Source organism: Micromonospora sp. NPDC049257 (assembly GCF_040678915.1).
GTDB lineage: Bacteria > Actinomycetota > Actinomycetes > Mycobacteriales > Micromonosporaceae > Micromonospora > Micromonospora antibiotica.
In genome coordinates, this window is the sequence record NZ_JBFAQU010000038.1 from 1 (window position 1) to 26,538 (window position 26,538).

Annotated in this window: 23 protein-coding genes; 4 read left to right on the plus strand and 19 right to left on the minus strand. The window is 73.7% G+C overall.

Annotated elements, in window-relative coordinates:
* Window positions 1-184: 184 nt before the first annotated feature.
* The 5 genes from AB0K25_RS30045 to AB0K25_RS30065 all read right to left on the minus strand — a co-directional run bounded on the left by AB0K25_RS30045 (window position 185) and on the right by AB0K25_RS30065 (window position 6,052).
* Window positions 185-496 (minus strand): MazG-like family protein, encoded by a 312-nt coding sequence (locus AB0K25_RS30045; RefSeq protein ID WP_219462314.1) that lies wholly within the window; start codon window positions 494-496, stop codon window positions 185-187.
* Between the two features lie 210 nt (window positions 497-706).
* Window positions 707-1,339: a hypothetical protein gene (locus AB0K25_RS30050; protein WP_208570728.1), complete on the minus strand. Its 633-nt coding sequence runs from the start codon at window positions 1,337-1,339 to the stop codon at window positions 707-709.
* Between the two features lie 12 nt (window positions 1,340-1,351).
* Window positions 1,352-3,136, minus strand: a complete 1,785-nt coding sequence (locus AB0K25_RS30055) for a DUF4012 domain-containing protein (protein WP_357536681.1) — start codon at window positions 3,134-3,136, stop codon at window positions 1,352-1,354.
* Window positions 3,137-3,255: 119 nt separating this feature from the next.
* Window positions 3,256-4,467 carry a glycosyltransferase family 4 protein gene (locus tag AB0K25_RS30060; RefSeq protein WP_208570726.1) on the minus strand — a complete coding sequence of 404 codons (1,212 nt, stop codon included), beginning with the start codon at window positions 4,465-4,467 and terminating at the stop codon, window positions 3,256-3,258.
* A 127-nt stretch (window positions 4,468-4,594) separates the two neighbouring features.
* Window positions 4,595-6,052: a polysaccharide biosynthesis tyrosine autokinase gene (locus AB0K25_RS30065; protein WP_208570725.1), complete on the minus strand. Its 1,458-nt coding sequence runs from the start codon at window positions 6,050-6,052 to the stop codon at window positions 4,595-4,597.
* A gap of 187 nt (window positions 6,053-6,239) precedes the next feature.
* Here AB0K25_RS30065 and AB0K25_RS30070 point away from each other — a divergent pair, with 187 nt between their 5' ends.
* Complete coding sequence (locus AB0K25_RS30070) at window positions 6,240-8,117, plus strand: nucleoside-diphosphate sugar epimerase/dehydratase (RefSeq protein WP_363823833.1); 1,878 nt, start codon at window positions 6,240-6,242, stop codon at window positions 8,115-8,117.
* Between the two features lie 60 nt (window positions 8,118-8,177).
* On the opposite strand, the gene AB0K25_RS30075 is transcribed toward AB0K25_RS30070, so the two are convergent.
* The 10 genes from AB0K25_RS30075 to AB0K25_RS30120 form a co-directional block, all read right to left on the minus strand.
* Window positions 8,178-8,381 carry a hypothetical protein gene (locus AB0K25_RS30075; RefSeq protein ID WP_357536685.1) on the minus strand — a complete coding sequence of 68 codons (204 nt, stop codon included), beginning with the start codon at window positions 8,379-8,381 and terminating at the stop codon, window positions 8,178-8,180.
* A gap of 104 nt (window positions 8,382-8,485) precedes the next feature.
* On the minus strand, window positions 8,486-8,785 hold the full coding sequence (locus tag AB0K25_RS30080; RefSeq protein ID WP_363823835.1) for a hypothetical protein: 300 nt from the start codon (window positions 8,783-8,785) through the stop codon (window positions 8,486-8,488).
* Entirely contained in the window at window positions 8,782-9,201 is a 420-nt protein-coding gene (locus AB0K25_RS30085) for a DUF1622 domain-containing protein (protein WP_363823837.1), read from the minus strand. The genes AB0K25_RS30080 and AB0K25_RS30085 overlap by 4 nt, the downstream gene beginning before the upstream one ends.
* 57 nt (window positions 9,202-9,258) lie before the next feature.
* Complete coding sequence (locus AB0K25_RS30090) at window positions 9,259-9,846, minus strand: TMEM165/GDT1 family protein (protein WP_208570720.1); 588 nt, start codon at window positions 9,844-9,846, stop codon at window positions 9,259-9,261.
* 383 nt (window positions 9,847-10,229) lie between these two features.
* On the minus strand, window positions 10,230-11,201 hold the full coding sequence (gene egtD / locus AB0K25_RS30095; protein WP_363823839.1) for an L-histidine N(alpha)-methyltransferase: 972 nt from the start codon (window positions 11,199-11,201) through the stop codon (window positions 10,230-10,232).
* A gap of 40 nt (window positions 11,202-11,241) precedes the next feature.
* Window positions 11,242-12,012: an ergothioneine biosynthesis protein EgtC gene (gene egtC, locus AB0K25_RS30100; RefSeq protein ID WP_357536693.1), complete on the minus strand. Its 771-nt coding sequence runs from the start codon at window positions 12,010-12,012 to the stop codon at window positions 11,242-11,244.
* 16 nt (window positions 12,013-12,028) lie between these two features.
* Window positions 12,029-13,366, minus strand: coding sequence for an ergothioneine biosynthesis protein EgtB (gene egtB / locus AB0K25_RS30105; protein ID WP_357536695.1), 1,338 nt, complete (start codon window positions 13,364-13,366; stop codon window positions 12,029-12,031).
* A complete protein-coding gene (egtA, locus tag AB0K25_RS30110) occupies window positions 13,363-14,598 on the minus strand; it encodes an ergothioneine biosynthesis glutamate--cysteine ligase EgtA (protein ID WP_357536697.1) in 1,236 nt (411 codons plus the stop codon). Before egtA ends, egtB begins: the two co-directional genes overlap by 4 nt.
* Before the next feature lie 147 nt (window positions 14,599-14,745).
* On the minus strand, window positions 14,746-15,480 hold the full coding sequence (locus AB0K25_RS30115; protein ID WP_208570715.1) for a hypothetical protein: 735 nt from the start codon (window positions 15,478-15,480) through the stop codon (window positions 14,746-14,748).
* 16 nt (window positions 15,481-15,496) lie between these two features.
* Window positions 15,497-16,120, minus strand: a complete 624-nt coding sequence (locus AB0K25_RS30120; RefSeq protein WP_357536699.1) for an RNA polymerase sigma factor — start codon at window positions 16,118-16,120, stop codon at window positions 15,497-15,499.
* A 490-nt stretch (window positions 16,121-16,610) separates the two neighbouring features.
* On the opposite strand from AB0K25_RS30120, the gene AB0K25_RS30125 reads away from it, so the two are divergent.
* A complete protein-coding gene (locus tag AB0K25_RS30125) occupies window positions 16,611-18,017 on the plus strand; it encodes a protein kinase (protein WP_357536702.1) in 1,407 nt (468 codons plus the stop codon).
* A gap of 116 nt (window positions 18,018-18,133) precedes the next feature.
* Window positions 18,134-19,396, plus strand: a complete 1,263-nt coding sequence (locus AB0K25_RS30130; RefSeq protein ID WP_219462351.1) for a nucleotide sugar dehydrogenase — start codon at window positions 18,134-18,136, stop codon at window positions 19,394-19,396.
* Window positions 19,397-19,485: 89 nt separating this feature from the next.
* Here AB0K25_RS30130 and AB0K25_RS30135 read toward each other — a convergent pair whose 3' ends face one another.
* The 4 genes from AB0K25_RS30135 to AB0K25_RS30150 all read right to left on the minus strand — a co-directional run bounded on the left by AB0K25_RS30135 (window position 19,486) and on the right by AB0K25_RS30150 (window position 24,902).
* Window positions 19,486-21,963, minus strand: a complete 2,478-nt coding sequence (locus tag AB0K25_RS30135) for an FtsX-like permease family protein (protein WP_357536817.1) — start codon at window positions 21,961-21,963, stop codon at window positions 19,486-19,488.
* Between the two features lie 306 nt (window positions 21,964-22,269).
* The gene (locus AB0K25_RS30140; RefSeq protein WP_219462358.1) at window positions 22,270-22,935 is read right to left on the minus strand and encodes a response regulator transcription factor; all 666 of its coding nucleotides are present in this window, start codon (window positions 22,933-22,935) and stop codon (window positions 22,270-22,272) included.
* Complete coding sequence (locus tag AB0K25_RS30145; RefSeq protein ID WP_363823842.1) at window positions 22,932-24,164, minus strand: sensor histidine kinase; 1,233 nt, start codon at window positions 24,162-24,164, stop codon at window positions 22,932-22,934. Before AB0K25_RS30145 ends, AB0K25_RS30140 begins: the two co-directional genes overlap by 4 nt.
* A 57-nt stretch (window positions 24,165-24,221) precedes the next feature.
* A complete protein-coding gene (locus AB0K25_RS30150; RefSeq protein WP_363823844.1) occupies window positions 24,222-24,902 on the minus strand; it encodes a DUF305 domain-containing protein in 681 nt (226 codons plus the stop codon).
* Between the two features lie 139 nt (window positions 24,903-25,041).
* On the opposite strand from AB0K25_RS30150, the gene AB0K25_RS30155 reads away from it, so the two are divergent.
* Window positions 25,042-26,496, plus strand: a complete 1,455-nt coding sequence (locus AB0K25_RS30155) for a hypothetical protein (protein WP_219462364.1) — start codon at window positions 25,042-25,044, stop codon at window positions 26,494-26,496.
* The last annotated feature ends 42 nt before the right edge of the window (window positions 26,497-26,538 follow it).

Below are 26,538 nucleotides of genomic sequence, written 5' to 3' on the forward strand. Positions count from 1 at the left end.
GGGGGGCGTCGGCCGGGCCGCCGGGGGGTGCTGCTGCGGTCGTACGCAGGGTGTAACGCCTGCGGGCCGGCCCGGATTCCGGCCCGGGGGTGCCGGCGGTCACCGTGGAGGAGAGCCGATGCAGACAAGGCGGACAATCGGCGCGTGCCCGCGACACCACACCACCCATCGGGGCCCGGAGGCGTCACGGGGTGATCCGCGACTCGACCTTCGCGGCGCAGGCGGTCACCACCGAACGGGCGTCCAGGCCCAGGCTCTCGATGGCGACCAGGGCGGTGAAGACCACGTCGGCGAGTTCGGCGGCCACCTCCGCGTGAGTGTGCGTGACTCCCTTGCGCGGGTTCTGGCCCAACGCCCCGATCCACGCCCCGGCCGCCTCACCTGCCTCCTCGGTGAGTTTGAGGATCCGGCAGGTCAGCTCCGTCTGGTCGGTGCCGTTCGCGGCGTCCAGCCAGGCGCGTGCGGACCGGGCCGCGTTCCAGATCGACTCGTCCATCCCGCCAGTGAACCGGACGGGGATGACGATCCGCGTCCGGGGGCGGTCGACACGCCCGACGTCGGTGGGCGGCGGCGGGCCACCCCGGCCGCCCGACGGCACACGCCCCGACGTCGGTGGGTGGCGGCGGGGCCACACCTGCCGCCCGACGGCAGGTGCCCGTCGGACCATGGGTCCGACGGGCACCTGTGCGTACCGGTGCGATCCGGGTCAGCGGGTCATACCGAACCGCTGGCGACGCCGCCAGCCGAACGCGGTGAGCATCAGCACCACACCGGCGCCGACCAGCCCGCCGCCGACCTTCAGGGGCGTGCTCAGGTTGTCACCGGTGACCGGCAGGTGCGGGTGCGGCTTCTTCTTCGGCAGCACGGTGATCGTCGTGCTGGCCGTACGGCCCGACGTACGCCCGGTCGCGGTGAAGGTGAGCCGACCCACGTCGCTCGGCCGGTAGCTCACGGTGAAGTTGCCATTCGCGTCGGTCTGCGCCGTGAAGTGCCGCGGCGCGGGCTGCGGCTGCGAATAGTCGACCTTCACCATCGCGACGGTGGTGCCGTCGCTGCGCCGGGCCGGCGCCTGCCCCGGAACGGCCGCGGCGAGGGGCGCCACGGTGACGTCGATGTCGACGATCTCGTTCGGCCCGAAGCCGGTGCCGGTGAGCACCACGGTCTCGCCGAGGAAGATGGTCGTCGGGTTGGCCGTCAGCGAGGGCGTGACGGGTGGGTACGGTGGCGGCTGCGGCGTGCTGTCGGCGGGTGGCTGCGGCTGAGCAGCCCCCGCGGCGGTCGGCACGGCCACGATGGCCAGACCGACCGTCAGCGCCATGAGAATGCGGGATAGCCGCATGATGGTCTCCTCCTACTGTTTGCAGCTAGGTGCGGGAACTACTTGGGTGGTCCATGGGGTGGCGGTCGGTGTGTGCCAGAGTTCGGGGGTGCCGGTGGTGTTCCTGCCGGTGAGCAGGTCCACGTCGAGGGTCCGGGTGGTGCCGGGGGCGACGTCGACGGTGGCGATGACCACCTGCCGGCGACGCTCGATCCCACTGCCCAGCGGGGTCGGTTTTCCGTCGACCCGGGCGCTGAGCACCGTGCCGCCCGCCGGGCTGTAGATGGAGATCAGGGTCCGGGCCGTGTACGGGTCGCCGGCCATGCCGAGGCCGAGCACCGACTTGGCGAGACCCGAGTCGGGGGCCGACGAGTGCAGGGTGAAGCGCAGCTTGAGCTGCCGCCGCCCCTCGTCGGCGCAGTCACCGGCGGTGAGGGTCGCCGTCGGCCGCAGGTAGTAGCCGAGCTTCGCGCCACTGCCGTCGTTGAGGAAGACCCCGACGGTCGGGGCGGCCTCCTGTTCGGGGAGGGCACCGGCGAGCCGGGTGTCGGCGAACGTCCGCTGTTCCGTGGATCGGGCACTCCAGAACAGTATCCGTCTTTCCGTGATGGAGCGGTCTAAAGCCGACAAAAGCACTCTTGGGTTGACCTTCTTCGTGAGGAAGGCGTCGAACACGGCGGACGCCGACGCGGCGAAGAAGGCATCCTGGCCGTTGTCGTCCCGCCCCTGGTAGGCGTCGCTGAGCAGGGTGCGCACCACCTGACTGCTGACCAGGGTCGCGTCGCCCGGCACCTGCACCGGCCCGGTGGCCTGGAGCAGGTAGGACAGCATCACCGGGTCGACGGTCAGGACCCCGTCGACGGTCACCCCGCTGTGCCGCCGGTACATCTCCCGGTAGAGCTTCGCCGCGGCAGGGAAGTTCGGGCTCAGGTTGACGTCCGCCGGATAGATGCCCGGCAGGTCGGTGTAGAGCCGGCGTACCTCGTCGTCCACCCGCAGCGCGGGGGTGAACCGGCCGAACTGGGCGCTGGTGCCCTGCTCGCGCATCCGGATCCGCCCGTCGTCGGCGTGGATCACCGCGTACGCGCCGAACATCCCGCCGGTGGCGCGCAGTTCGGCGAGATTCTGCGACAGCAGCAGGTAACTGCGGGGCCCGTCCGCGCCGAGCAGGGCGGGCAGCACCCGGGCGCCCCGATCGGCCGCACCGGTCAGTCCGGCCAGCCGGTCGATCTCCGTACGCAGCTCCGCCAACGCGGTGCCGAGCTGACTGACCAGATCCTCGGCGCGCACCGCGTCGAGGCCGGCCCGGGACCTGCGGACGGCGGCGTCCGCCGCGCTCAGGTCCGCCGAGGCGGCCCGCAGCCGGGCCAGGTCCAGCCGCCCCCCGGACGGCACCAACGTGGTCAGGTCGGTACGCAGCAACGCCGGGAAAGCCTGCCGGGCCAGGTCGTCGATGGCCACCGCGATGGTCCGTACGGCCGCCACGTCGTCGCCGGCGTAGGGGACGTGCCGGGCGAGCCACCACCCGGGGTCACCGGTGGCGGTCCGGGCCGCACCGGCCTGCTCCTGCAACGCCGCCAGCGTGCGCTGGGCGCGGTCGAGGTCGCCGCCGAGCACCTGGGTGCTCAGCTCGCGGGCGAGCCCGGCCGCGTTGACCAGGTGGGCGCGTGCCTGCCAGCCACGGAAGCCCACCCACCCGGCCGCGCCGAACAGCACCGACCCGACGACCAGGGCGACCAACAGGGCCCGCCGGACCCGCCGCCGGGTCCGCCGTCGCAGTCTTCGTCGGCCGCTGCGCGACCCACCGTTCTCCGCCACGCCGTGCTCCACTCTCGCCTGGGGCGATATGACCATCAGTGGGTTTTCTAGCATGATTGACGATGTTCTGAGGCTTGTACGGGCTTTTTACTAGTTGGTGGACCGGGCCCGGCCGATCGTCAGCGGCGGACCGCGATCTCCCGAAGCAACGCCTCGATCCGGTCCACTCCGGCCCGCAACGACATCTCCCGCAGATAGGTCTCCCGCCCCCGCCGGCCCATCTCGACCCGGGCCGGCGCGGGGATGGTGGTGGCCAGCCAGAACCGGTCGGCCAACGCGGCCCAGTCCTCGGGTGGGCAGGAGAGCCCGGCGCGGGCCCGCTCCACCAGGGCCGCGGTGTCCCCACCGGCCGAGGCCACCATCGGGGCGGCGCAGGCCAGCGCGGACTGCACCTTGCTCGGCACCGTCCCGCTCAGCTCGGGAAGGTCGCGCAGGGTCACCAGCTGGTAGTCGGCGGCGGCGTACAGCTCGGGCATGTCCAGCGGAGACCGCCGCTCGAGGAAGCGCACGTTGTCGGCGCCCAACTCGGTGGCGAGCCCCCGGACCCGCCGTTCCTGCGCCCCGGAGCCCACCAGCACCAGGTCCATCCGGTCGTCGAGCGCCGCCGCCGCCCGCACCGCGGTCTCCAGGCCCTGGCGTACGCCGATCGTGCCGGCGTGCATGACCACGCAGCGGGCGTCCCGGCGAACCAGCGCCTGGGCGTCGCGGCCCGGTCGCACCGGCTGGAAGATCCGTTCGTCGGTCCAGTTGAGCACCGTGCGCACCCGCGCCTCGGCCACCCCGTCGGCGACCACCAGCTCCCGCATGGACGGGGCGGTGACCGCCACCGCGTCGGCCTCCCGCAGCACCCGGCGCATGGTGGTGGCGATCCGGCCGGGCCGGGCCTGCGCGGCCTGCCCCGGGGCGACCTCCCCGGTCCACAGGTCCTGCACGTGCAGGACGGTGGGCACCCGGCCGAGCAGCCGCAGCAACCCGGCGGTGGCGAAGGTGGTCGCGGGAAACTGGAAGACGTACAGCACGTCGACGTCGGCCAGGTACCGCCGGCCCGCCAACGCGGCGCTGCCGGCGAAGGAGAGATAGCCGGCCATCCGGGCGACGGGCGAGGCGTCCCCGCCGGCATAGCGGGGCACCCGACGCACGGTCAACCGCTCGCTGCGGGTCACGTGCCGAAAGCGTTGCCGCCAGCCCGGATAGACCTGGCCGCCGGGATAGTCCGGAAAGCCGGTCAGCACCCGCACCTCGTGTCCGCGCCGGGCCAGCTCCTCGGCGAGGCTGCCGGGAATGAAGGCCGGTTCCGGCGGGAAGTGGTACGACAGGATCCCGACCTTCATCGTCGCGCTCCCCCGCCCGTACCGCCGCCGGCCGACCGGCGCACGCGGTCGGCCGGCGCCGGGGGGCGGCGGCGAACCGCCGCCCCCGACCCGGGGCATCCCCGCGCTGCCGGACCCGGAGCAGCACTCATCGCGGCAGCCGGGTGAGTTCCTGCGTCCGGTCGCCGACGGGGGGCAGCCCCTGATCGCCGCGCTGGGCGGCGGTGGCCCGATCGGCCGGGACCGACGCCCCGGTCGCGGTGGCGATCCGGTACGCCTCGTACTGGTAGGCGTCCGCCCGGGCCACCTTGGCCATGTTGAGCACGCAGCCGAGCAGCCGCACCGACACGGAGTGCAGGGAGCGGGCCGCCGCGGCGGCCTGGGCGCGCGAGGTACGCCCCTGCTGGGTGACCAGCAACGCGCCGTCGGCCTGCACGGCCACCACCACGCCGTCGGTGACGGCCAGCAGCGGTGCGGTGTCGATCACCACGATGTCCGCCGACTCGCGCAGGGCGAGCAGCAGGTCCGCCATCGCCTTCGAGCCCAGCAGTTCGCTGGGGTTCGGGGGGGTCGAGCCGCTGGGCAGCACCAGCAGCGACTTGTCGCCCCAACGCTGCACCACGTCGCCCACCTGGACGTCGCCGACGAGCACGTCGGTGAGGCCCACGCCGCCGTCGACCCCGAGATAGTCGGCGACCTTCGGGCGACGCAGGTCGGCGTCGACCAGCAGCACCCGCCAACCCGCCTCGGCCAACGCGATCGCCAGGTTGCAGGACAGGGTGGTCTTGCCCTCCCCCTGCAACGCGCTGGTCACCGCGATCACCCGGGCGGGCTCGTGCACGTCCACGAAGCGCAGGTTGGTCCGCAGTTTCCGGACCGCCTCCGCGCGGGCCGAGGTCGCCGCGTCCCCGACGATCAGCGGTGCCGCCTTGGCGCCCTGGTCGAAGGGGATGTCGCCGAGCAGGGGGCTACCGGTGGCCCGCTGCAACCCGGCGGCGTCGCGCAGCCGCACGTCGACCATGCCGCGCAGCACCGCGAGCGCCACGCCGAGCAGGAGCCCGACCAGGACACCGAGGGCGAGATTGCGGTTGGGCTGCGGGGAGACCGGGCTGGCGCTGACCCGGGGGCCACCCACCACCTCGATCCGGGTGGGACCGGCCTTGCCGTCCGAGGTGGTCTCGATCTTCTTGACCAGCTCGACGAACTTCGCCGACAGGGCCTCGGTGACCTTCATGGCCCGGGCCTGGTCGGTGTCGGTGACGGTGGCACGCAGCAGCACGGTGCCCGGCTCGGTCGAGGTGGCGACCCGCCGCTGGACGTCGTCGGCGGTCAGGCCGAGGGCGGTCTCAGCGACCATGGCCTGCGCCAGGCGGTCACTGCGCAGCAGGTCGGCGTAGGACTTCACGCGTTGCTGGAGGAACAGCTCGCCCTGGTAGGCGTTGCTGACGCCCTGGTTGGGGGCGGTGACGAAGAAGGTCACCGAGGCCACGTACCGGGGCGCCGTACGGACGGTGACCAGCGCCGCCGAGCCGACCGTGAGCATCAGGGTGACCAGGACGATCCACCAGTGTCGGCGGACCAGGCGCAGGCAGGTGCGGACGTCCATCACGCCCTCCGTTCCGGCGGAACGGTCAGCTGGTGAAAAAGCACGAAGTCTCCCTAGGTTCCCATAACAGCGTGAGAGTATCTAAACCCTGCATGTAGTCCTTAGACGGCAAAAGCAACGTATACGATGCAAACCTCTTAGCAGTGCCGAATCCTCGCAATAGCGAAACAAAACGCAGAGGACGCCAATGAACCACGTAGACCCCCTGCCCGACGACGCCCCCATCCAGCGGCGCGATTGGGTGACCCGACGCGCGAAGGCCCTGTCATTGCTAACGCTCGACACCGCTTCCTGGTGCGCGGGCTTTCTGATCGCCTCCTGGGCGCGCTACGAGTTCGGCATCACGCCCCGGCAGTGCGCGCTCGCCCTCGGGGCCGCCGGCGTGTGCGCGGTCATCCACGCCGCCCTCGAACAGGTACGGTTCACCGCCCGGGGCCGGCACCCGGTCGGCAGCGTCGGCGAGGCCCGTGACCTGGGTGGCACCGTGGTGCTGGCCGCCGCCGTGGCCCTGGCCGCGCTGCTGCCGATGACGGACCGACCGGTCCCCGCCAGCGTGCCGGTCCTCGGTGCCGCCGTGGCGCTGCTGATGATGGGGGCCGGCCGGGTCACCTACCGGTGGCGACGCGACCGGGACGCCCGACCGGCCCGCTCCGCCGACCGGACCCTCATCTACGGTGTCGACGCCGCCAGCGAACGCCTGGTCCGGGTGCTGCTCGGCGACCCCGCCAGCGGATACCTGCCGGTGGGACTGCTCGACGACGACCCCGACAAACAGGGGCTGCGGGTGGCCGGGCTGCGGGTGCTCGGTGGTCGGGACCGGCTCACCCAGGCGGTCCGGGACACCCGGGCCAGCACCGTGATCTTCTCGATCAACGGCTCGGACGCGGCGTTGATGCGCGACGTGCGCAGCCGCACCCTGCAGGCCGGTGCCGCGTTCAAGGTGCTCCCGCCGGTACGGGAACTGCTCGACCGCCCGGTCACCGCCGACGCCGTACGCGACCTGCAACTCACCGACCTGCTCGGCCGGGCCCAACGGGTCGCCGAACTGACCGTGGAACGCAACGGTCTCGCCGGACGCCGGGTCCTGGTCACCGGGGCCGGAGGGTCGATCGGCTCGGAGCTGTGCCGGCAGATCGCCCGCTGCGACCCCGGTGAGCTGATGATGCTGGACCGGGACGAGTCCGCGTTGCACGCCCTGCAGATGTCCCTGCACGGCCGGGCGCTGCTGGACGGGCCGGAGCTGATCCTCGCCGACATCCGCGACGGTGACGGCATCGCCCGGATCATCGCCGACCGGCGGCCCGACATCGTCTTCCACGCCGCCGCACTCAAGCACCTCACGCTGCTGCAACGGCACCCCGGCGAGGCGGTCAAGACCAACGTCCAGGGCACCCTCAACGTGCTGGAGGCATGCCGGGACGTCGCCGAGTTCGTGAACATCTCCACCGACAAGGCGGCCAACCCGATCAGCGTGCTGGGCTACTCCAAGCGGATCACCGAGCGGCTGATGGCGCACTACGCCGACCGGTACAGCGCGAAGTTCCTCAGCGTCCGCTTCGGCAACGTACTCAGCAGCCGGGGCTCGGTACTCACCGCCTTCCAGGCCCAGGTCCGAGCCGGGCTCCCGATCACCGTGACCCACCCGGACGTGACCCGGTACTTCATGACCATGCAGGAGGCGGTGCACCTGGTGCTCCAGGCCGCCGTCCTGGGCCGGGGCGGCGAGGCGCTGGTGCTGGACATGGGCGAGCCGGTACGCATCGCCGAGGTGGCCCAACGGCTGGCCGCCGAGGCGTCCCCGCCGCCCGAGATCGTCTACACCGGTCTGCGCCCCGGGGAGAAACTGCACGAGGACCTGTTCGGCGTCGACGAGATCGACAGCCGACCGCTGCACCCGCTCATCTCCCACGTCCGGGTGCCCGCGCTGGCCCCCGAGGAACTGGCCGGGCTCGACCCGTACGGCGACCCCGACGAGATGGTCAAACGGCTGGCGGCGTGCTGCGACGACAACCTCGCCCGGCTCGGCGACACCACCCGGCTCTCCGCGCTGCCGTCCCCCCGCTGAGCCCACCGTCCGCCCGGTGCCGTCCCCAGCCGGGGACCACCGGGCGGACGGTCGTGACGGTCAACGACCGCGGTGCGCCGTACGGTCCCGCCCGTCCGGTTCGGTCTCCTCCAACGCTTCGGCGACCGCCTCGGTCAGGTCGTCGCCCGGCACCGCGACCGCCTCCGCCCGGTCCTGCTCGTCGGGGCGACCGCCCGGCTGGGGCTGGGGGGCGGTGGCCCCGCCCGCGAAGCCGTACTCGTTGGGCTCGTCGTGCCGGCTCATAGGGGAATCCTTCCCGTCACCTTCGGTTCGTGCCGTGCCACCCCCGGTGGGGGTGGCACGGCTTACCCGTCCCGACGGGTCGGTAGTCCGCCAGCGGGTGGAAGTCAGCCAGCGGGCGGTGGTCCGCCCGGGGGACCCGGGCCGCCAGAGGGCTGGTGGTCGGCGGGGGCCGGCGTGCCCAGGCCGGCCCAGAGCACCCGGCGCAGCACGATGACCGCCACCGCCGTCGCCAACGCCGGCCAGCTCCGCCCACCCGGCAGCCGGAGCAGACCCGCAGCTACCAGCAGTTCGAGCAGCACCCCCAGGGCGGTCCGCCAGGACCGCACCGTCAGCAGCACCACACCACCGACACCCAGGGCGAGGGCGCTCACCACGGCGGCGAGCGGGGCGGCGAGACCGCTCATCCGGGCGACCCGCCACCTGCGGCCCCGGTCGGCGTCGGCTGCGGGTCGGGGTGCGGTCGACCACCCACGTCGGCGCCCACCTGCCGCTGCTCCTGGGCGATCTCCCGGCGCAGCACGACGTTCAACGCGGTCCGGATGGTGGCGATCGCGGCCAGCTGACCGAGCTGGGCGAAGGTCGGCGACACCGCGGTACGCAGGATGTCCGCCGCCAACTGGAACTCCAGGCCGAGGGTGAGGAACCGGCCGAGGGAGAGCCGGATCGGGGTGAACACGGCGGCGCTGCGGTGTCGCAGCCCCTCGACCACGAACCGCAGCGCCGCCCAGAGCGCGCCGACGACGATGACCGTCGCACCGAAGGTCTCCACCACGCCCACCACGACCGTGTCACCGTGGCGCAGCAACTCGTCCACCCTCACCGGGTGGCGTTACCCGCCCCCGGACCGGCTAGTCGGAGGACCCGGCCAGCCGCACGGTCAGGACAGCTCCCGCACCGCCTCCAGGATCAACCACAGGCCGCAGATGGCGAAGAGCACCGCCGCGCCGTACCGGATGGTCTTCTCCGGCAGGTGCCGACCGAGCAACCGGCCGACCAGGATGGCCAGGGCGTCGGCGGCCACCATGCCGAGGGTCGAGCCGAGCCAGGTGCCGAACCAGCCGTACTTGGTGGCCAGGGTGATGGTGGCCAGCATCGTCTTGTCGCCCAACTCGGCCAGGAAGAAGGCGACACCGACGGCGAAGACGGCGGACTTGCCGGTCTTCTCCGCCTTGCGTTTCTCCTCCTCGGTGAGCTTGTCCCCGCGCAGCGTCCAGACCCCGAAGCCGAGGAACGCCAGGCCGGCGACCAGCGAGATCCACCCGGTGGGCAGCGCGGCGTTCAGGCCGACCCCGATGGCCACCGAGGCCAGGTGCACGATCGCGGTGGCGACGGTGATGCCGATCAGCACCGGGACCGTCTTGAAGCGGGTGGCGAACGTGAGCGCCATGAGCTGGGACTTGTCCCCCAGCTCGGCGACGAAGATGACGCCGAAGCTGACCACCAGCGCGACGAGGAAACCGTCCATGAGAACCTTCCCGATCAGGCCGGGAGGAGGTGTGGGGCGCCCTCGACCCGGCTGTGACAGCCTGAGTCGAAGGTCTCGCCCGCCCCACCGTGAGGTGGGGCCGCGTGGCCGGGTGCGGAACGCACCAGTGTGTCGACCACGACATTGGGGGCTACTCCCCTTCGCGTACAACCAGCCTAGCCGAGCGGCCCGGCCGACGGGACGTCGGGTGCACATCGTCACCCGGACGCCCCGCCGGCCGACGGGCCGGGGCGGGTCAGGCCGGCGGGGCCGACGTCACCCCGAACGGCCGGGGCGGGTCAGGCCACCTGGGCCGGCTCACCCCGAACGGCCGGGGCGGGTCAGGCCACCTGGGCCGGCTCACCCCGAACGGCCGGGACGGGTCACGCCGCCTGGGCCAACGTCACCCCGAACAGGCTGTCCGGGTCGGTCCAGAACCGGGTGGGCAGGAAACCGGCCGCCGTCAGCTCGGCGGCGACCCCCGCCGGCCGGAACTTCGCCGACACCTCGGTGCGCATCTCCTCGTCGGCGGCGAAGTCGACCGTCAGATCGAGCGCCCCGATCCGTACCCGCATCGGGTGCCGGGCCCGCAGCCGCATCTCGATCCACTCCTGCGTGGGGTCCCAGTGGGCGACGTGGGCGAACGCGTCCGGATCGAAGTCGGCGGCCAACTCCCGGTTGATCACCCGGAGCACGTTGCGGTTGAACTCGGCGGTGACCCCAGCCGCGTCGTCGTAGGCGGGCACGACCACCGCCGGGTCCTTCACCAGGTCGGTGCCGATCAGCAGGTGGTCGCCCGGCTCCAGGGCCGCCCGCATGGCGGCCAGGAAGCCGACCCGCTCGGCCGGCAGCAGGTTGCCGATGGTGCCGCCCAGGAAGGCCACCAGCCGTCGGCCACCGGTCGGCAACCGGTCCAGCTGCCGGGTGAAGTCACCGACGATGCCGCGGACCCGCAACGCCGGATAGTCGGTGGCGATCTGCGCGGTGGACTGCCGCAGCGCGCTCACCGACACGTCCAGCGGCACGAAGGTGCCCAGCCCGCCGTGCCGGGTGAACGCGTCCAGCAGCAGCCGGGTCTTCTCCGACGAACCGGAGCCCAGCTCGATCAACGTCTTCGCCCCGGTCGACGCCGCGATGTCGGCCGCCCGCTCGGCGAGCACCGCCCGTTCCGCCCGGGTCGGGTAGTACTCCGGCAGCCGGGTGATCTCCTCGAACAACTCGCTGCCCCGGGCGTCGTAGAACCACTTCGGTGGCAGCCACTTCGGGTCGGCCGCGAGCCCGGTCCGCACATCGGACCGCAGCGCCCGGTCGAGGTCCCGCTCCTCCAGGTAGATCTCCAGCGGTTCCGCGCTCATGTCGTCCTCTCCTGCACCGAAAACGTCCTGTTCCGTCGGGTCACTCCAGCTCGCCGACGTGCACCCCGTCCGGTCCCGCCCGGACCCACCGCCGGTCGGGCACCTCCCGCCAGCCGGGCGCGTCGTCCACCGGCTCGGAGGCCAGCAGCGCCGTGCCGTCGTCGGCGCGCACCGACAACGCGTGCCCCCACACGCTCGCCACCACCGACACGCCGTCGGTGAGCAGCAGGTTCAGCCGTGATCCCGGGGCTGCGGCGGCCACCTCCCGGACGGTCGCGGTGACCCCCTCGGCCAGCGACGCGCCGGCCCGCAACCGGTGCCGGACCAGCGCCCACAGCAGCGCCGAGTCGGTCGGCGCGTCGAGGGTGAGCAGATCCCGCACCGGCAGTCCCCCGGCCAGTTCGACGACCGAGTCCGGCCAGCCGCGCACCACCCCGTTGTGGCTGAACAGCCAGCGCCCCTCGGCGAAGGGCGCGGCAGCGCTCTCCTGCACCGGCATGCCGACCGTGGCGGAGCGCACCGCCGCCAGCACCGCGCCGGAGGTGGTCACCCCGGCCAGCTCGGGCAGGGTCGGGTCGGACCAGATCGGGCCGGCCCGGCGGTACCGCACCGGATCCCCGCCGCGACCGTCGTCCCCGCCCGGCCGGCCGGTGCCGGGATACCAGCCGACACCGAAGCCGTCGACGTTGACCGTGCCGCCGCCACGCATGTCCCGGGGGGCCCAGGACTGCCGCACCAGCGAGTGCGGCGGGTCGTACAGCAGCGACCGCAGGGTCACCGGGGGACCGAGGTACGCCAGGTGCCGGCACATCAGGCGACACCGCCGGTCACCCGTGGGCCTCCTCGGGCCGGGCGTCACGGGCGCAGCGGAAGCCGCTGAAGATCTGCCGCCGGATCGGGTGGTCCCAGTTGCGGAAGGTGCCCCGGCAGGCCGCCCGGTCGGTGCCGAACGAGCCGCCACGCAGCACCCGGTAGTCGCCGCCGAAGAACACCTCCGAATACTCCCGGTAGGGGAAGACGGCGAAGCCGGGGTGACCGTGGAAGGGGCTGGCCGTCCACTCCCAGACGTCGCCGATCAGCTGGTGCACACCGAGCGGCGAGGCGCCCGCCGGGTAGGCCCCGACCGGTGCCGGCCACAGGTGCCGTTGCCCCAGGTTGGCGTGCTCGGCGGTCGGCTCGTCGTCGCCCCACGGCCAGCGCCGGGACCGGCCGGTCGACGGGTCCCACCGGGCCGCCTTCTCCCACTCCGCCTCGGTGGGCAGCCGCTTGCCGGCCCAGCGGGCGTACGCCTGCGCCTCGTGCCAGCAGACGTGCACCACCGGCTCGTCGTCACGGACCGGCGCCCACCTGCCGAACCGCTGGTAGGCCCAGCCGTCGCCGTCGCGTCGCCAGTGCATCGGCGCGGTCAGGCCGGCCTCGGTGCGGTGCCGCCAGCCGGCCGCGCTCCACCAGCGCGGGTCGTCGTACCCGCCGTCGGCGAGAAACTCCCGGTACGCCCCGTTGGTCACCGGCGTGGCGTCGATGACGTACGCGGGCAGCTCGACGGTGTGGGCGGGGCGTTCGTTGTCCAGCGCCCACGGATCGGTGGAGGTGCCCATGGTGAACGGTCCCGCCGGCACCAGCACCTCGGCGGCGACCCGTGCCCGTGGCTCGGGGGGCGGGGGCGCGTCGAGCACCGGTGGGCCGGAACGCAGCTGGTGGGTGGCGAGCATGGTCTCGTCGTGCTGCTGCTCGTGCTGCACGATCATGCCGAAGACGAACCCGTCGGCGACCAGCGCCCGGTCGGTGAACCGGATCCCGTCGAGCAGGTCGTGGACCTTGTCGCGGACGGTCGCCACGTAGGCCCGCGCCTCGGCCGGTGGCAGCAGCGGCAACGCGGGCCGGTCCTTGCGGGGCTGCTTGAAGGCGTCGTACAGGTCGTCGATGTCCTGCCGCACCGGCTCCCGCCCGCCGACGTCGCGCACGAGCCAGAGTTCCTCCTGGTTGCCCACGTGGGCGAGGTCCCAGACCAGGGGTGACATCAGCGTCGAGTGCTGACGGACCAGGTCGTCGTCGTCGACGGCGGCGGTGAGCGCGTCGGTGCGGGCCCGGGTCCGGGCGAGCTCGGCGGCGATCCGGCTGCGCAGCGACTCGGTCCCCGTGCCCGGTTCTTCGGTGGTGGTCACCGGTCCCCCTTCTGTGCGGCGACGATCCGTCGACGGATCCCGCGGTCGATCTCGTGCTGGGTCTCGGTCGGCAGGTCCAGCGCCGGCAGCGTCTGCCGGGCCAGGTCGAGCAGGGCCGCGGCGGCCGTGGCCAGGGCCGGGTCGGCAAGTCCGTGCCGTGCGGCGGGGTGCCAGCGGTCGGCCACCGGTGCGGCGATCGTCCGAGCCGCCCGGACCGTGTGGTCGTCGTGCAGCAGCGCGGTCAGCACGGCCAGCGGGAGGGTCCAGTCCCGGCCGGGCTGGGCGTCGAGGTAGCGGACCTCCAGGTAGCCACGCGGGCGGACCGGCGGGAAGAGCGTGCTGACGTGGTAGTCCAGGTCGTCGGTGGTCGGTGGGCGCGGCAGCGCCCCGGCGATCCAGTCGGCGAAGGTGATCCCCGGTGGTGGTGTCCAGTCCGGGCCGTCGTGGCGCAGGCAGAGCAGCGGCGCGGCCAGCACGTAGTCGATCCAGGCGGCCACCGGGTCCTGGTCGGGCTGCTGGGCCGACCAGACGGGACCGGTGCGGGCCGGGTCGATGTCCAGCCAGGCGGCCATCCGGGCGGACGCCCAGCCGGTGGGTCGGCCGGCGTGCCGGTCGGCGGTGGCGAAGGCCGCCACCAGTGCCGGCCCCACCGCGTGTACCGCCGCCCAGCGGTCGGCCAGTCCGGCGGGTTCACCGATGTCGAGGCAGACCTGGAGGCCGGCGGTGCTGTACATCATGGTCTGCCCGGCCGGACCACGGCGGTCGAAGACGCAGCGCATGGCGCGGTAGCGCGGGGTGTCGACCACCGGGCTCGGGGCCCGCCACGGATCGATGCCGGTCCGCCCGAGCACCAGCCCGGCACGGGCGAGCAGCGCGTCGAGTTCGTCGATGTCTGCCTGGGTGGCCGAGACCAGCGCGGCGACCGAGGATCGCGGCGCGGTGGACACCTCCACCTGCCCACCCGGCTCGACGGTCACGGTGCTGCCGTGCCGCAGAGGGTGGGCGGGGCTGGTGTCGTCCAGGGTGGGTGGGCTGTGTGGCCCGAGTGCCGCTCGTAGCCTCGCCCGGTTCAACGGTCGGGCGGGGTCGGCGGCGTCGTGGACGGTCCATTCCAGTTCGACGCCGGTGAGGGTGGGTGGCCCGGTCTTGAAGCAGATCCGGGCGAGGTGGCCGGCGGCACCGGCGATCTCGCCGAGCACGCTCGTGTGGTCCAGTTCCGGCGATGTCACCACGAGACGGCCCCTCTCCGACGCTGGGATCCGGCCGCGCCGACCGGTCGGGAACGGCCGTGGCGGCCGACCCTGTCGTGCCTCCATCCTCTTTCTCCCGGACCGATCTCGCAGACCGGACGGGAAGAAATTTTTGTGAAGCCTTTTCGACTAATTTTTACGGCCGGGGCCTCCGCCGGGACCGGCGGAAGGTGCCCCCGGTGGGCGTCCCGGGACGAGTTGGCGGCAGTACGCCTCCACCCGGTCCGCCCCGCCTGCGGCGGCCACCACCTCGGCGAAGCCGGGCTTGGTCAACGCCTTCTCCCGCTGCTCGGGCGACTTGGCCAGGTAGGCCCGGCACTGCCCGGTCACCTTGGCGGTCCCGGCCGGACCTCCGGGGCCGGGGACCGTCCCGGGGGCGGAGGGGGCACCGCCCGGGCCCGAGGGGGGACGTCGCGTCGGGTCCTGCCGGACCGGGCCGGACCGCTGCGGGGTGGGCCGTGCCGACCCGGCGGCGGTGGGGGTGGCGGTGGTGGACGACGGAGCCGGGCCGGGCACCCGCTCGGCGGGCCCGTCCCGGGTGACGGCGGCGAAGGCCACCCCGGCGGTGGCGGTGGCGGCCAGCGCGGCGATCCACGTCACCACGCCGGTGGTCAACCGGCGGCCCCGGCGGGCGACCACGGCGGGGGCGGGAACCCCGGCGGCCCGCGCGGCCCGGAAGGCCACGACCGCCGCCTGCTCGCCGGCGAGTTCACCGGGCCGGGCCGGGGCGGCGGCAGCGGCCAGCAACCGGGCGAGCGGCTCGGCGGTGGCCGGCGGGGCGTCGACACCGGCCTGGTCGAGCAGCCGCTCGGCCTCGGCCCGGTCCACCGTCCGGCCGGCTCGGGCCGACCGGCCGACGTTCATCCAGTCTCCCCTCATGTCAGCCGTCCGCCGGCTCGGCCCGGGACACCTGGGGCGTCGGGCGGGGGCGGGGCGGGGCGACCCGCTCGCCGTCGGACGGCTCGGGTTCATCGCCACGGTCCAGCAACGCGGCCAGCCGGCGCAACCCCCGGTGGGCGGCCGTACGGACCGCACCCGGTCGCCGGCCGAGCACCCGCCCGGCGGTCTCGGCGTCGAGCCCGATCACCGCCCGCAGCAGCACCGCCTCCGCCTCCCGGGGTGGCAGGGTGGCGATCAGCGCCAGCGCGGACTCCGTCCCGATCGTCTCGCCGGCCCGCTCGGCGGTGTCGGCATCCCCGGCGAGGTCGTTGAGTTCCTGCACCGGCACCGGCAGGGACGGGCGGCGACGTTGACGGCGCAGGTGGTCCATGGCCCGGTTCCGGGCGATGGTCACCGCCCAGGCACGGAACTCGCCGCCGGTGAACCGGGACAGGTCCCGGGAGATCTGCAACCAGGTCTCGGAGGCCACGTCCTCGGCGTCGGGGCCGACGAGCGCGGTGAGGTAGCGCAGCAGACCCGGCTGGAGGCTGCGGTAGAGGATGCGGAACGCCTCCTCGTCACCGGCCTGCGCTGCGACGACCGCTTCGGTCAGGTCACCGGTCACGGCCGCGTCGTTCCCAGCGGACGACCCGGGCCGGTGGCGGGCGGACGCGTGCCGTAGCCCCGGCCAGCCCAGCGGACCACCTCGCGCACCTTCAGCCCCCCGCTGACCCGATCGCACCTCACGCCGGATGACTTCTCTGCCACCGCCGCGCGGGGTACGGCGTCGGTCTGCGCGCGGTACCGGCGCCGGGACGGGCCAGAGTGGGCAACATTAGGAGCCGGAGGCGGCGGAGGCAAGCGGACATCGGGCCGGAAAGGGTGAGATAGATCAACTCCCTGGTGGCGCGTCGCCGTGCCCGCATCGCCGCCGGGACACCTGGCTCTCGACACCCCGGGTCATCCCATCGGGCGGACGACGTCGACGACCCGTCACCGGTGACCTTGGGTGGGGTGCCGGTCACCGCCGGTCAGGGGTGACCTCCATTGGGCCGCCCCCCGAAATCCCGGAAGGGATATCGCCGTCTGCCGGACGGGAGGACCCTGGGTACGGTATGGGGGTGTTGTCATCCGAGGTCGTGCTCAGCGGTCGCTACCGCCTGGACGAACGTGTCGCCACCGGCGGCATGGGCGATGTCTGGCGTGCCACCGACCTGGTTCTCGGTCGCCAGGTCGCGGTGAAGGTGCTGCTGCCGGCGCTCGTCTCGGACCCCGATTTCATCGCCCGGTTCCGCTCCGAGGCGCGGATCATGGCCGCGCTGCGCAACCCCGGCATCGTCCAGGTCTTCGACTGCGGTGAGGACCGGCTCGCCGACGGCACCCGGGCCGACTACCTCGTCATGGAGTTCGTCGAGGGCGAGCCGCTGTCGCGCCGGATCGAGTCGGCCGGTCACCTGGACGTGACCGAGACGATGTCGGTCGTGGCCCAGGTCGCCCAGGCCCTGCACGCCGCGCACGCCGGGGGGATCGTGCACCGCGACGTCAAGCCGAGCAACCTGCTGGTGCAGGAGGACGGCACGGTGGTGCTGGTCGACTTCGGCGTCGCCCGCTCCACCAATGTGACCAGTATCACCAGCACGAACGCGGTGCCGGGCACCGCCCTCTACATGGCACCCGAACAGGCGTCCGGTCGGCCGGTCTCGGCCGCCACCGACATCTACGCCCTGGGCGCGGTGGCCCACTGCTGCCTGACCGGGCAGCCGCCGTTCACCGGGGACAACCCGCTCCAGGTGGCCGTACGCCATCTGGACGACGAGCCGCCGGAGCTGCCGGCGGACATCCCGGCTCCGGTGCGGGCCCTGGTGGCCCGGGCGTTGGAGAAGGACCCCGCGGACCGCTTCGCCACCGGTGCCGAGATGGCCGCCGCCGCCCGCGCCGCGAGTGGCGACGGCACCGCGACCGCCATGACCGCCCTGGTGACACCGCCGCTGCGCGACCCGTCCGGGGCGAACACCCCCCGCCTCGTCGGGGCGCAGACGCCCAGGACGGTGGTCGGGGCGGGGTCGGGACGAACCCGTCGGGGCTCGCTGGTCGGCGCGTTGGCCGCGGTACTGGTCGCGTTGACCGCGCTCGGTGCCGCCCTGGGTGCCGCGAAGTCGCTCGACAACGGCGTGCCGAACATCCGCAGCACCGGTCCGGCGGTGGCGCCCACCGAGCAGAGCGAGCTCCCGGCGGTCGTCGAGCAGACCGGCCCCCAGGAGACGGAGCGGCCGAACCGGCCGGGCAACCAGACTGCGAAGCCGTCGCCGTCGGCCTCGGTCAGTCCGACGCCGCTGCCGAACGGCTCGTCGCAGTCGCTGCCCACCAAGTCCGCACCGGCCACGCCGGTGGAGACGACGACCCCCGCCGGGACCACCCCGGCTCCGACGACCCCCGCCGGGCCGACCCCGCCGGAGACGACGCCGCCCACGCCCGACGCGGGTGGCGGGGGCGGCGACGGCATGCCGCCGGCCGACAACTGAACGATCCTCTCGTTTGGGCAGGAACGCCCCTAGAGACCCCAGGAACGCCAAAACGGGCGTAGATCGCTATATCGCCATCTAGGCTCCGTGCAAGGACACGCTTGCAGGGAGCCCGGGTGAACGCAGAGAAACTCGTCGTCATCGGCCAGGGATACGTCGGACTGCCGCTGGCCATGCGCGCCGTCGAAGCCGGACTGGACGTGGTCGGGTTGGACGTCGACGCCGACCGGGTCAAGCGGCTCGCCTCCGGCGAATCCTTCGTCGAGGACATCGGGGCAGACCGGCTCGGCCGCGCCCTCGCCAGCGGCCGGTACCGGCCGAGCACCGAGTACCCGGACGCCGAGGGTTTCGACATCTGCGTGATCACCGTACCCACCCCGTTGCGCGACGGGGCCCCCGACCTGAGCTACGTCGAGCAGGCCGGCACCGCCGTCGGCCCGTACGTCCGGCCCGGCTGCACGGTGGTACTGGAGTCGACCACCTACCCGGGGACCACCGAGGACCTGCTCCGGCCGTTGCTGGAGGCGGCGAGCGGGCTGCGCAGCCCGGGTGACTTCCACCTCGGCTACAGCCCCGAACGGATCGACCCGGGCAACCCCACCTGGCGGCTGGAGAACACCCCGAAGGTGGTGTCCGGGGTGGACGCGGCGTCGCTGGCGCGGGTGGACGGCTTCTACCGGCGGTTGGTCGAACGGACGGTGCCGGTGGACTCCACCCGGGTCGCCGAGCTGACCAAACTGATCGAGAACACCTTCCGCCAGGTCAACATCGCGCTGATCAACGAACTGGCGATGGCCTCCCACCAACTGGGCATCGACGCCTGGCAGGCCATCGAGGCCGCGTCGTCCAAACCGTTCGGGTTCATGCCGTTCCGCCCCGGCCCAGGGGTCGGCGGGCACTGCCTGCCGATCGACCCGTGCTACCTGTCCTGGCAGGTCAAGCGCACCCTGGGCCGACCGTTCCGGTTCATCGAGCTGGCCGACGACATCAACCACCAGATGCCCGAGCACGTGGCCCAGCGGGTGATGGCCGGGTTGAACCGGATCGGCCGGCCGGTCAACGGGGCCCGGTTGCTGCTGCTCGGGCTGGCGTACAAGAAGAACACCGGGGACATGCGCGACTCGCCGGCGGTGGACGTGGCCCGGCGGTTGCAGGCGCTCGGCGCGGACGTACGCGCGGTCGAGCCGTACGCGGAGCCGCAGCACATCCCGGGCGGGGTGCTGGTCGTGGAGCTGACCGCGCGGGAGATCGCCGCAGCCGACGCGGTGGTCCTGGTGACCGACCACGACAGCTTCGACTACGACCTGGTCACCCGGCACGCCCGGTACGTCTTCGACACCCGGGACCGGTGCCGGGGTGACATGGTGGAACGCCTCTGACCGCTGCCCCGGGACGCGCGACGCCCCCGCCCGGGGCGCAGCGGCCCGCCGGCCGGCGACGACGCCGGGGCCGGCGGGCGACTACGGGGTCACTCCGCGCCGAGCGCCTCCACCACCGGACGGGCCAGGGCACGGCGGGCCGGCAGCACCGAGGCGGCCAGCGCGGCGAGCACGGCCACGGCCAGGATCAGCCCGAGCCGCCCCCAGGGCAGCACCAGCGTGAAGCCGCCACCCAGCCGGGCCACGAAGGCCACCGTCCCGGCGCTGACCGCGATGCCCAGCGCGGTGCCGAGCAACGCACCGACCAGGGCGGTCAGCACCGCCTCGACGGCCAGCAGCAGGCGCATCCGTCCCCGGGACAGCCCCACGGCACGCAGCACGGCGTTTTCCCGGCTCCGCTCCACCACCGACAGGCTGAGCGTGTTCGCCACGCCGACCAGGGCGATCACCACGGCCAGGCCGAGCAGCGCGGTGACGAAGGCGAGCAGCATGTCCACCGTGCCGGTGAGCGTCTTCTTGTAGGCGGCCTGGTCCAGCAGGTTCACCGTCGGGTACCGGGCGACCACCGCCCCGATGGCGGCGCGGGCCCGCTCGGCGGACACCCCGTCGGCCGGCTCGACCTCGGCCAGCTGGCCGCGTTCGTCGGGGTAGAGCGCGGTGAAGTCGGCGTCGGCCAGGTCGACCACGTGCCCGGCGGGCACCCCCTGCGACGTCGGGCCGTCGGCGGTGACCACGGCGGCCACCCGGAACGGACGCCCGGCGACGGTGACCGTCGACCCCACCCGCCAGCCCCGGGCGGCGGCCAACTCCCGGTGCACCAGCACCGTCCCCGGCCCCAGGTCCGCGACGTCCCCGGCGTCGACCGCGTCGAGGGTACGCCGAGCCAGCGCCGGGTGCGCCGACCGCAGCTCGACGCCGTCGACGACCCGGTTACGGTGCTCGTGCACCACCCCCACCTCGGGTCGGGCGGCCAGTTCCCCGGCGAGCGGGGCGGGCAGCCCGACACCGACGCCGGTGACCACGAAGTCGACACCGATGCGAGCGTCGACCGCCCGCTCGACGCCCACCTTGACGCTGCCGGCACCGACCACGAACGCCGAGACCAGGCCGATGCCGATCACCAGGGCGGTGGCGGTCGCCGACACCCGGCGCGGGTTGCGGGCCGCGTTGGCCACGGCGAGCGCGGCGGTGGCCCCGAACACCGGTCGCAACGGCCGGCCGAGCAACCGGACCAGCACCGGCACCAGCAGCGGACCGAACATGACTATCCCGAAGAAGGACAGCACCCCACCCACGGCGACCAGGGCGATCTGCCCGACGGCGGCGGCCCCGGCCAACGCGGCGATGCCGGCGACGCCGACCAGCGCGCCGAGGGTCAGCCGGGCCCGCCCGGCACCCCGGGCCGGCTGCCCGGCGGCGTCGGTGAGGGCGGCCATCGGCGGCACCCGGGTGCCCTGCCAGGCGGGCAGCAGTGCGGACCCGACGGTGACCAGGGTGCCGAGCAGCAGGCTGAGCCCGACCGTCCGGGCGGTCACCGTCAGACCGGCGACGGACAGCGGCAGGTCGAGCCGGGGGGTCAGGGCCGCCGCCCCGGCGGCCAGCCCGACACCGAGCGCCACCCCGAGGGCCGAGCCGGCCAGCCCGAGCACCGCCGCCTCCAGCACGGCGGCCCGGAAGACCTGCCCCCGGCGGGCCCCGACCAGCCGCAGCAGCGCGGTCCGCCGGGTCCGCTGGGCGAGCACGATGGCGAAGGTGTTGGCGATGACGAACCCGGCCACCACCACCGCCACCCCGGCGAAGACGAGCAGCACCAGGCGGAACTGGTCCAGGTCACGCACCCCGTCCTCGACGGCCTCGTCGAGGATGCTCTGCCGCGACTTCACCATGGCGTCCCCACCGACCACGGCGGCCACCCGGCCGGCCAGGGCTGCCCCCGCCGTTTCCGGCGCGGCGGCCACCATGATCCGGTCGTAGCCCGGCCGCCCGCTGACGGCCAGCGCGTCCGCGCCGACCAACCCGACGAACGGGCCGCCGACGTCGCGTGTGGTTCCGGCCACGTCGACGGTGCCGACCAGGGTGTACGGGCGGGCCGGGCCGGTCGCGCCGCCGACGCCGACCGGGCCACCGAGCGTGAACCCCTGCGCGGCGACCGTGGGCGCGTCGAGGACCACCTCGCCGGGCCGGTCGGGCAGCCGGCCGGCGATCACGTCGTAGGAGCGCAACGCGGGCCCGGTGGGGATCGCGGCGAGCAACCCGACGCCGAGCACCGGCCGGCCGTCGACGCCGACCACCCCGACGAGGGCGGTCAGCTCCCCGGCGGCCTCGGCCACCCCGTCGACCGTGCGCACCCGGTCGACCAGGGACGGCGGCAGGGTGGTCCGGTCGGCGTAGACGCCCAGGTCGGTGTGCCGGTCGAAGGCACCGGCCCGCTCGTACGCCCCGGCCTGCATGCCGTCGGTGAGCATCAGCGTGCCGGCGACGAACGCGACCCCGAGCACGATCGCCACCGAGGAGAGCAGCAGACGCAGGGCGTCGGCGCGCAGCGTACGCAGGGTCAGCCGCCACATCCCGGTCACCGCCGGTCCCGGCCGACGGCCCGGCGCGGCACGGCCCCGGACTCCACGGGCGGACGGCGGGCGGTGGACCCCACGGGCGGGCGGCAGCCGGTGGGGCGACGGCCGGCGACGGTGGGTGGGTGGGGCGCGGGGTGGGCGACGGTGGGCACGGACATGGGCACTCCCGGTCGGCGTGGTGCGGTCCCCTCCGACGCTAGGCAGCGGCCCGCCGCCCGGCGTCCACCCGCCCGCTCGGGCCGACTCCGCCACAGGTCGCCCCGAACCGGGACACCCGTACGCCCCAGGTCGTACCCGGGCTCAGCCGCCCGGGGTGACCAGGCCGCTCTCGTAGGCCAGGACCACCACCTGGACCCGGTCGCGGAGCTGGAGCTTGGCCAGGATCCGGCCGACGTGGGTCTTCACCGTCGCCTCGGCGACGTGCACCCGGGCGGCGATCTCGGCGTTGGCCAGGCCCTGCGCGACCAGCAGCAGGATCTCCCGCTCCCGGTCGGTGAGCTGGGCCAGGCGCGGGTCCTCGGTGGGGGCGGGGCCGAGCCGGTCGGCGAACCGGTCGAGCAGCCGGCGGGTGATCGACGGGGCGACCACCGAGTCGCCCTCGGCGACCACCCGGATGGCCGCCAGCAACTCCTCCGGTGGCACGTTCTTGAGCAGGAACCCGCTGGCCCCGGCGCGCAGCGCGGCGAACGCGTCCGCTTCGGTGTCGAAGGTGGTCAGCACCAGCACCCGGGGCCGGCCGTCGGCGGAGGCGGCACAGATGCGGCGGGTCGCCTCCACCCCGTCCATGGTCGGCATCCGCAGGTCCATCACCACCACGTCGGCCTGGACCCCGGCCAGCACCCGCAACGCGTCCGCCCCGTCGATCGCCTCGCCGACGACCGTCAGGTCAGGCTGGGAGTCCAGCACCATCCGGAAGCCGGCCCGCACCAGCGCCTGGTCGTCCACGATCACCACTCGTACCGTCATGCCGCGATCACCTCCGGGTCCGGGGTCGACGGTAGCGGCAGCCGTACCTCGACCTGCCACCCGCCACCGGTACGGGGTCCGGCGGTGAGTTGGCCGTCGTACACGCCGACCCGCTCGCGCATCCCGACCAGGCCGTGGCCGCCGGAGGGCGCCGGCCGGGTCGGCGGGCGTCCGCGCCCGTCGTCGCTCACCCGGACCACCAGCCCGTCGTCGACGCCCAGCGCGACCGTGGCGTGCGCGCCGACCCCGGCGTGCTTGAGGGCGTTGGTGAGGGCCTCCTGCACCACCCGGTAGACGGTGAGGTCGAGCCCGGGTGGCAGGGTGGCCGGCACCTCCCTGGCAAGGTACTCGACCCGCAGACCGGCGTCGCGGAACCGGCCCACCAGTGCGGGCAGCTCGGCGACGGTGGCGCGGCGGCGTTCCGGTTCGGTGCTCGGGGTGACCGCGCCCGGGCCGGTGGTCGGCTCCGGTGGGCTGGGCTCGCGCAGCACGTCGACCAGCCGCCGCATCTCCTCCAGTGCCTGCCGGCCGGTGTCGGCGACCACCTTCACCGCCTGCCGGGCGGTCTCCGGCTCCCGGTCGAACAGCAGGCGGGCCCCGTCGGCCTGCACGATCATCACCGCCATGCTGTGGGCCACCACGTCGTGCAGCTCGCGGGCGATCCGGGCCCGTTCGCCGACCACCGCCGCGCGGGCCTCGGCCTCCCGCTCGCGTTCCAGCGTGGCGGCCCGTTCCTCCAGGCTGAGCACGTAGAGGCGGCGGGTGCGGACGTTCAACGCGGCCAGCCACACCCCGCCGGTGATCAGCCCGAAGTAGATCGCGGGGGCCCACCAGGCGACGTTGGTCTGGGCCTGCGAGGCGGCCAGCAGCACCCCGACGGCGGCGACGGCACCGGCCAGCATGCCGTCGCGCAGCCGGTCGGCGTACTTGACCACGCTGTAGAGGGCGATCAGCACGGCGACGTCGTAGGCCAGCGGACCCCAGCCGGCGACCACCTGGGTCAACGCCAGCCCGGCGACGAGCACCGCGACCAGCGACGGGTGGCCGCGCCGGAACAGCAGGGCCACCGCCATGGCCAGGCCGACCAGCGCGGACGGCCAGCCACCGGGCTGGGCCGACAGGCCGGGTTGGGCTGCCGCCGTGACCAGGGTGAAGAGCACCACCAGCGCGCTGACGCAGACGTCGAAGGCGACGCCGCGCAGCGGGCGACCGAAGAGGGTACGGCTCACGGTGACCGAGCGTAGTGCCCCGTTCGGGGTCGATGCGGGCCCTGGCCCGGCCGGGGCTCAGAGCAGCTCGCGTAGCCGGGTCATCTCCACGGTCTGCTCGGTCGCCACCGCGGTGGCGAACTCGTTGAGTTGCTGGTCGGCGCCGGCGGAGAGCAACTGGGTGGCCATCGTCACCGCGCCCTCGTGGTGGGCGGTCATCAGGCGCACGAAGAGCCGGTCGAAGGCGACGCCCCGGGCGTCGGTGAGCTGCCGGATCGCCTCGGGGCTCTGCATGCCCGGCATCCGGCCGTGCTCGTGGCCGGGTGCCTCGGCGGCCAGGCCACGGGCGTCGAGCCAGCCGCGCAGCAGCCCGACCTCGGGTGCCTGGGCACCACGGATCCGCGCGGCGATCGCCTTGACCTGGGCGCTGGCGGCCCGGTCGGGGGCCAGCGCGGCCAACTGGAGGGCCTGCTGGTGGTGCGGGATCATCATCCGCACGAACCAGACGTCGAGGGTGTTGTACCGGGGCGTGCCGGGCTCGCGGACCTCCTGTGCGGGCCGGGTCACGGCGGGCTCGCCCGGCCGGCCGGGCACGATCACCGCCGGAGCGTCCGTCGGGAGGGTCGGCGTCGGGGTGGCCGTGCGGCCCTGGGCCGCCGGGGACGGCCGGTCGTCGGGGCGCAGGGCCACCCCGACCGACACCAGGACGGCGGCGGCGACTGTGACGGCGAGCAGGACGCGTCCACGTGGGCCGGTCATGCGACTCCCCCTCCGGTCGAGGTCGACGCGATCGTATCCATTCATCACCGCGGATTGATGTGGCGCGAATCACATCAACTGTCATCACTGGCCGGTAAGGTGTCAGGCGCGCATCGTCCCCTTTCGAAGGGTTCCGCCGATGATCAGGTTCCCCCTGCCCCGACCACGGCAGTTGAAGATCGTCAGCGTGGTCGCCGCCGGCCTGCTGGTGGCGAGCGTCGCCACCAGCCCGGCAGGCAACGCCGCACCGGCCACCGCGACGGAGAGCGGGACGCCGGCGGCCCCCGGCCTCGACGTCGACGAGATCTCCAGCAGCCCCAACCTGCGCCAGGTCGCCAACCTGCCCAAGCAGGCGCCGTTCGACACCACCAGCGCGCTCGGCACCGACATGGCCTTCCAGGGCCGGTACGCCTTCGTCGGCAACTACAACGGCTTCGTCGTCTACGACATCGGCCGCCCCAGCGCGCCGAAGATCGTGTCGCAGGTGCTCTGCCCCGGCTCGCAGAACGACATCTCGGTCTACGGCGACCTGCTCTTCCTCTCCACCGATTCGTCCCGCACCGACGACTCGTGCGCCAGCGCGAGCCAACCGGCGACGGTGAAGGAGTCCTGGGAGGGCATCAAGGTCTTCGACATCAGCGACAAGGCCAACCCGCGCTACGTCAAGTCGGTGGAGACCGCCTGCGGCTCACACACCCACACCCTCGTCCCCGGCAAGGACCGCAGGGCCGTCTACCTGTACGTGTCGTCGTACAGCCCCCGGGCCGACTTCCCCGACTGCCAGCCGCCGCACGATTCGATCTCCATCGTGAAGGTCCCGGTGCACAAGCCCACCGAGGCGTCGGTGGTGGCCACCCCGAACCTCTTCCCCGACGGCGGCTACGAGGGCATCCCCGGGCAGACCTCGGCCACCACCGGCTGCCACGACATCACCGCCTACCCGGCCAAGGACCTGGCCGCCGGGGCGTGCATGGGCGACGGCGTCCTGCTCGACATCCGCGACCGGGAGGCACCCCGGGTGATCAACCGGGTGCGGGACACGGCGAACTTCGCGTTCTGGCACTCGGCGACGTTCAACAACGCCGGGACCAAGGTGGTGTTCACCGACGAACTCGGCGGCGGCGGCGCGGCCACCTGCAACGAGATCGTCGGCCCGAACCGGGGCGCGGACGCCGTCTACGACATCACCGGTCGGGGCGACGCCCGCACGATGGTCTTCCGCAGCTACTACAAGATCCCCCGCACCAACGCCGACACCGAGAACTGCGTGGCCCACAACGGCTCGCTGATCCCCGTACTCGGCAAGGACATCATGGTGCAGGCGTGGTACCAGGGCGGGGTCTCGGTCTGGGACTTCACCGACTCGACCCGGCCGAAGGAGATCGGCTTCTGGGAGCGCGGGCCGCTGTCGGACACCCAGCTCACCACCGGCGGCGCCTGGTCGACCTACTACTACAACGGGCACATCTACTCCAGCGACATCCAGAAAGGGCTGGACGTGCTCAAGCTCAACGACTGGCGCACCTGGACGGCCGACCTGGTCCGGATGCCCGAGCTGAACGTGCAGACCCAGGCCGGCTACCTGAGCTGGTAGCCCGACCAACCGACGACGAACGGCCCGGCCCGCTGGGGCCGG

Bases quoted from the DNA above. Each gene is read 5' to 3' on its own strand.
- AB0K25_RS30045 (WP_219462314.1), bottom strand. From the start codon at position 496: ATGGACGAGTCGATCTGGAACGCGGCCCGGTCCGCACGCGCCTGGCTG.
- AB0K25_RS30050 (WP_208570728.1), bottom strand. From the start codon at position 1,339: ATGCGGCTATCCCGCATTCTCATGGCGCTGACGGTCGGTCTGGCCATC.
- AB0K25_RS30060 (WP_208570726.1), bottom strand. From the start codon at position 4,467: ATGAAGGTCGGGATCCTGTCGTACCACTTCCCGCCGGAACCGGCCTTC.
- AB0K25_RS30065 (WP_208570725.1), bottom strand. From the start codon at position 6,052: ATGGACGTCCGCACCTGCCTGCGCCTGGTCCGCCGACACTGGTGGATC.
- AB0K25_RS30070 (WP_363823833.1), top strand. From the start codon at position 6,240: ATGAACCACGTAGACCCCCTGCCCGACGACGCCCCCATCCAGCGGCGC.
- AB0K25_RS30075 (WP_357536685.1), bottom strand. From the start codon at position 8,381: ATGAGCCGGCACGACGAGCCCAACGAGTACGGCTTCGCGGGCGGGGCC.
- AB0K25_RS30080 (WP_363823835.1), bottom strand. From the start codon at position 8,785: ATGAGCGGTCTCGCCGCCCCGCTCGCCGCCGTGGTGAGCGCCCTCGCC.
- AB0K25_RS30090 (WP_208570720.1), bottom strand. From the start codon at position 9,846: ATGGACGGTTTCCTCGTCGCGCTGGTGGTCAGCTTCGGCGTCATCTTC.
- egtD (WP_363823839.1), bottom strand. From the start codon at position 11,201: ATGAGCGCGGAACCGCTGGAGATCTACCTGGAGGAGCGGGACCTCGAC.
- egtC (WP_357536693.1), bottom strand. From the start codon at position 12,012: ATGTGCCGGCACCTGGCGTACCTCGGTCCCCCGGTGACCCTGCGGTCG.
- AB0K25_RS30115 (WP_208570715.1), bottom strand. From the start codon at position 15,480: ATGAACGTCGGCCGGTCGGCCCGAGCCGGCCGGACGGTGGACCGGGCC.
- AB0K25_RS30125 (WP_357536702.1), top strand. From the start codon at position 16,611: ATGGGGGTGTTGTCATCCGAGGTCGTGCTCAGCGGTCGCTACCGCCTG.
- AB0K25_RS30135 (WP_357536817.1), bottom strand. From the start codon at position 21,963: ATGTGGCGGCTGACCCTGCGTACGCTGCGCGCCGACGCCCTGCGTCTG.
- AB0K25_RS30140 (WP_219462358.1), bottom strand. From the start codon at position 22,935: ATGACGGTACGAGTGGTGATCGTGGACGACCAGGCGCTGGTGCGGGCC.
- AB0K25_RS30150 (WP_363823844.1), bottom strand. From the start codon at position 24,902: ATGACCGGCCCACGTGGACGCGTCCTGCTCGCCGTCACAGTCGCCGCC.
- AB0K25_RS30155 (WP_219462364.1), top strand. From the start codon at position 25,042: ATGATCAGGTTCCCCCTGCCCCGACCACGGCAGTTGAAGATCGTCAGC.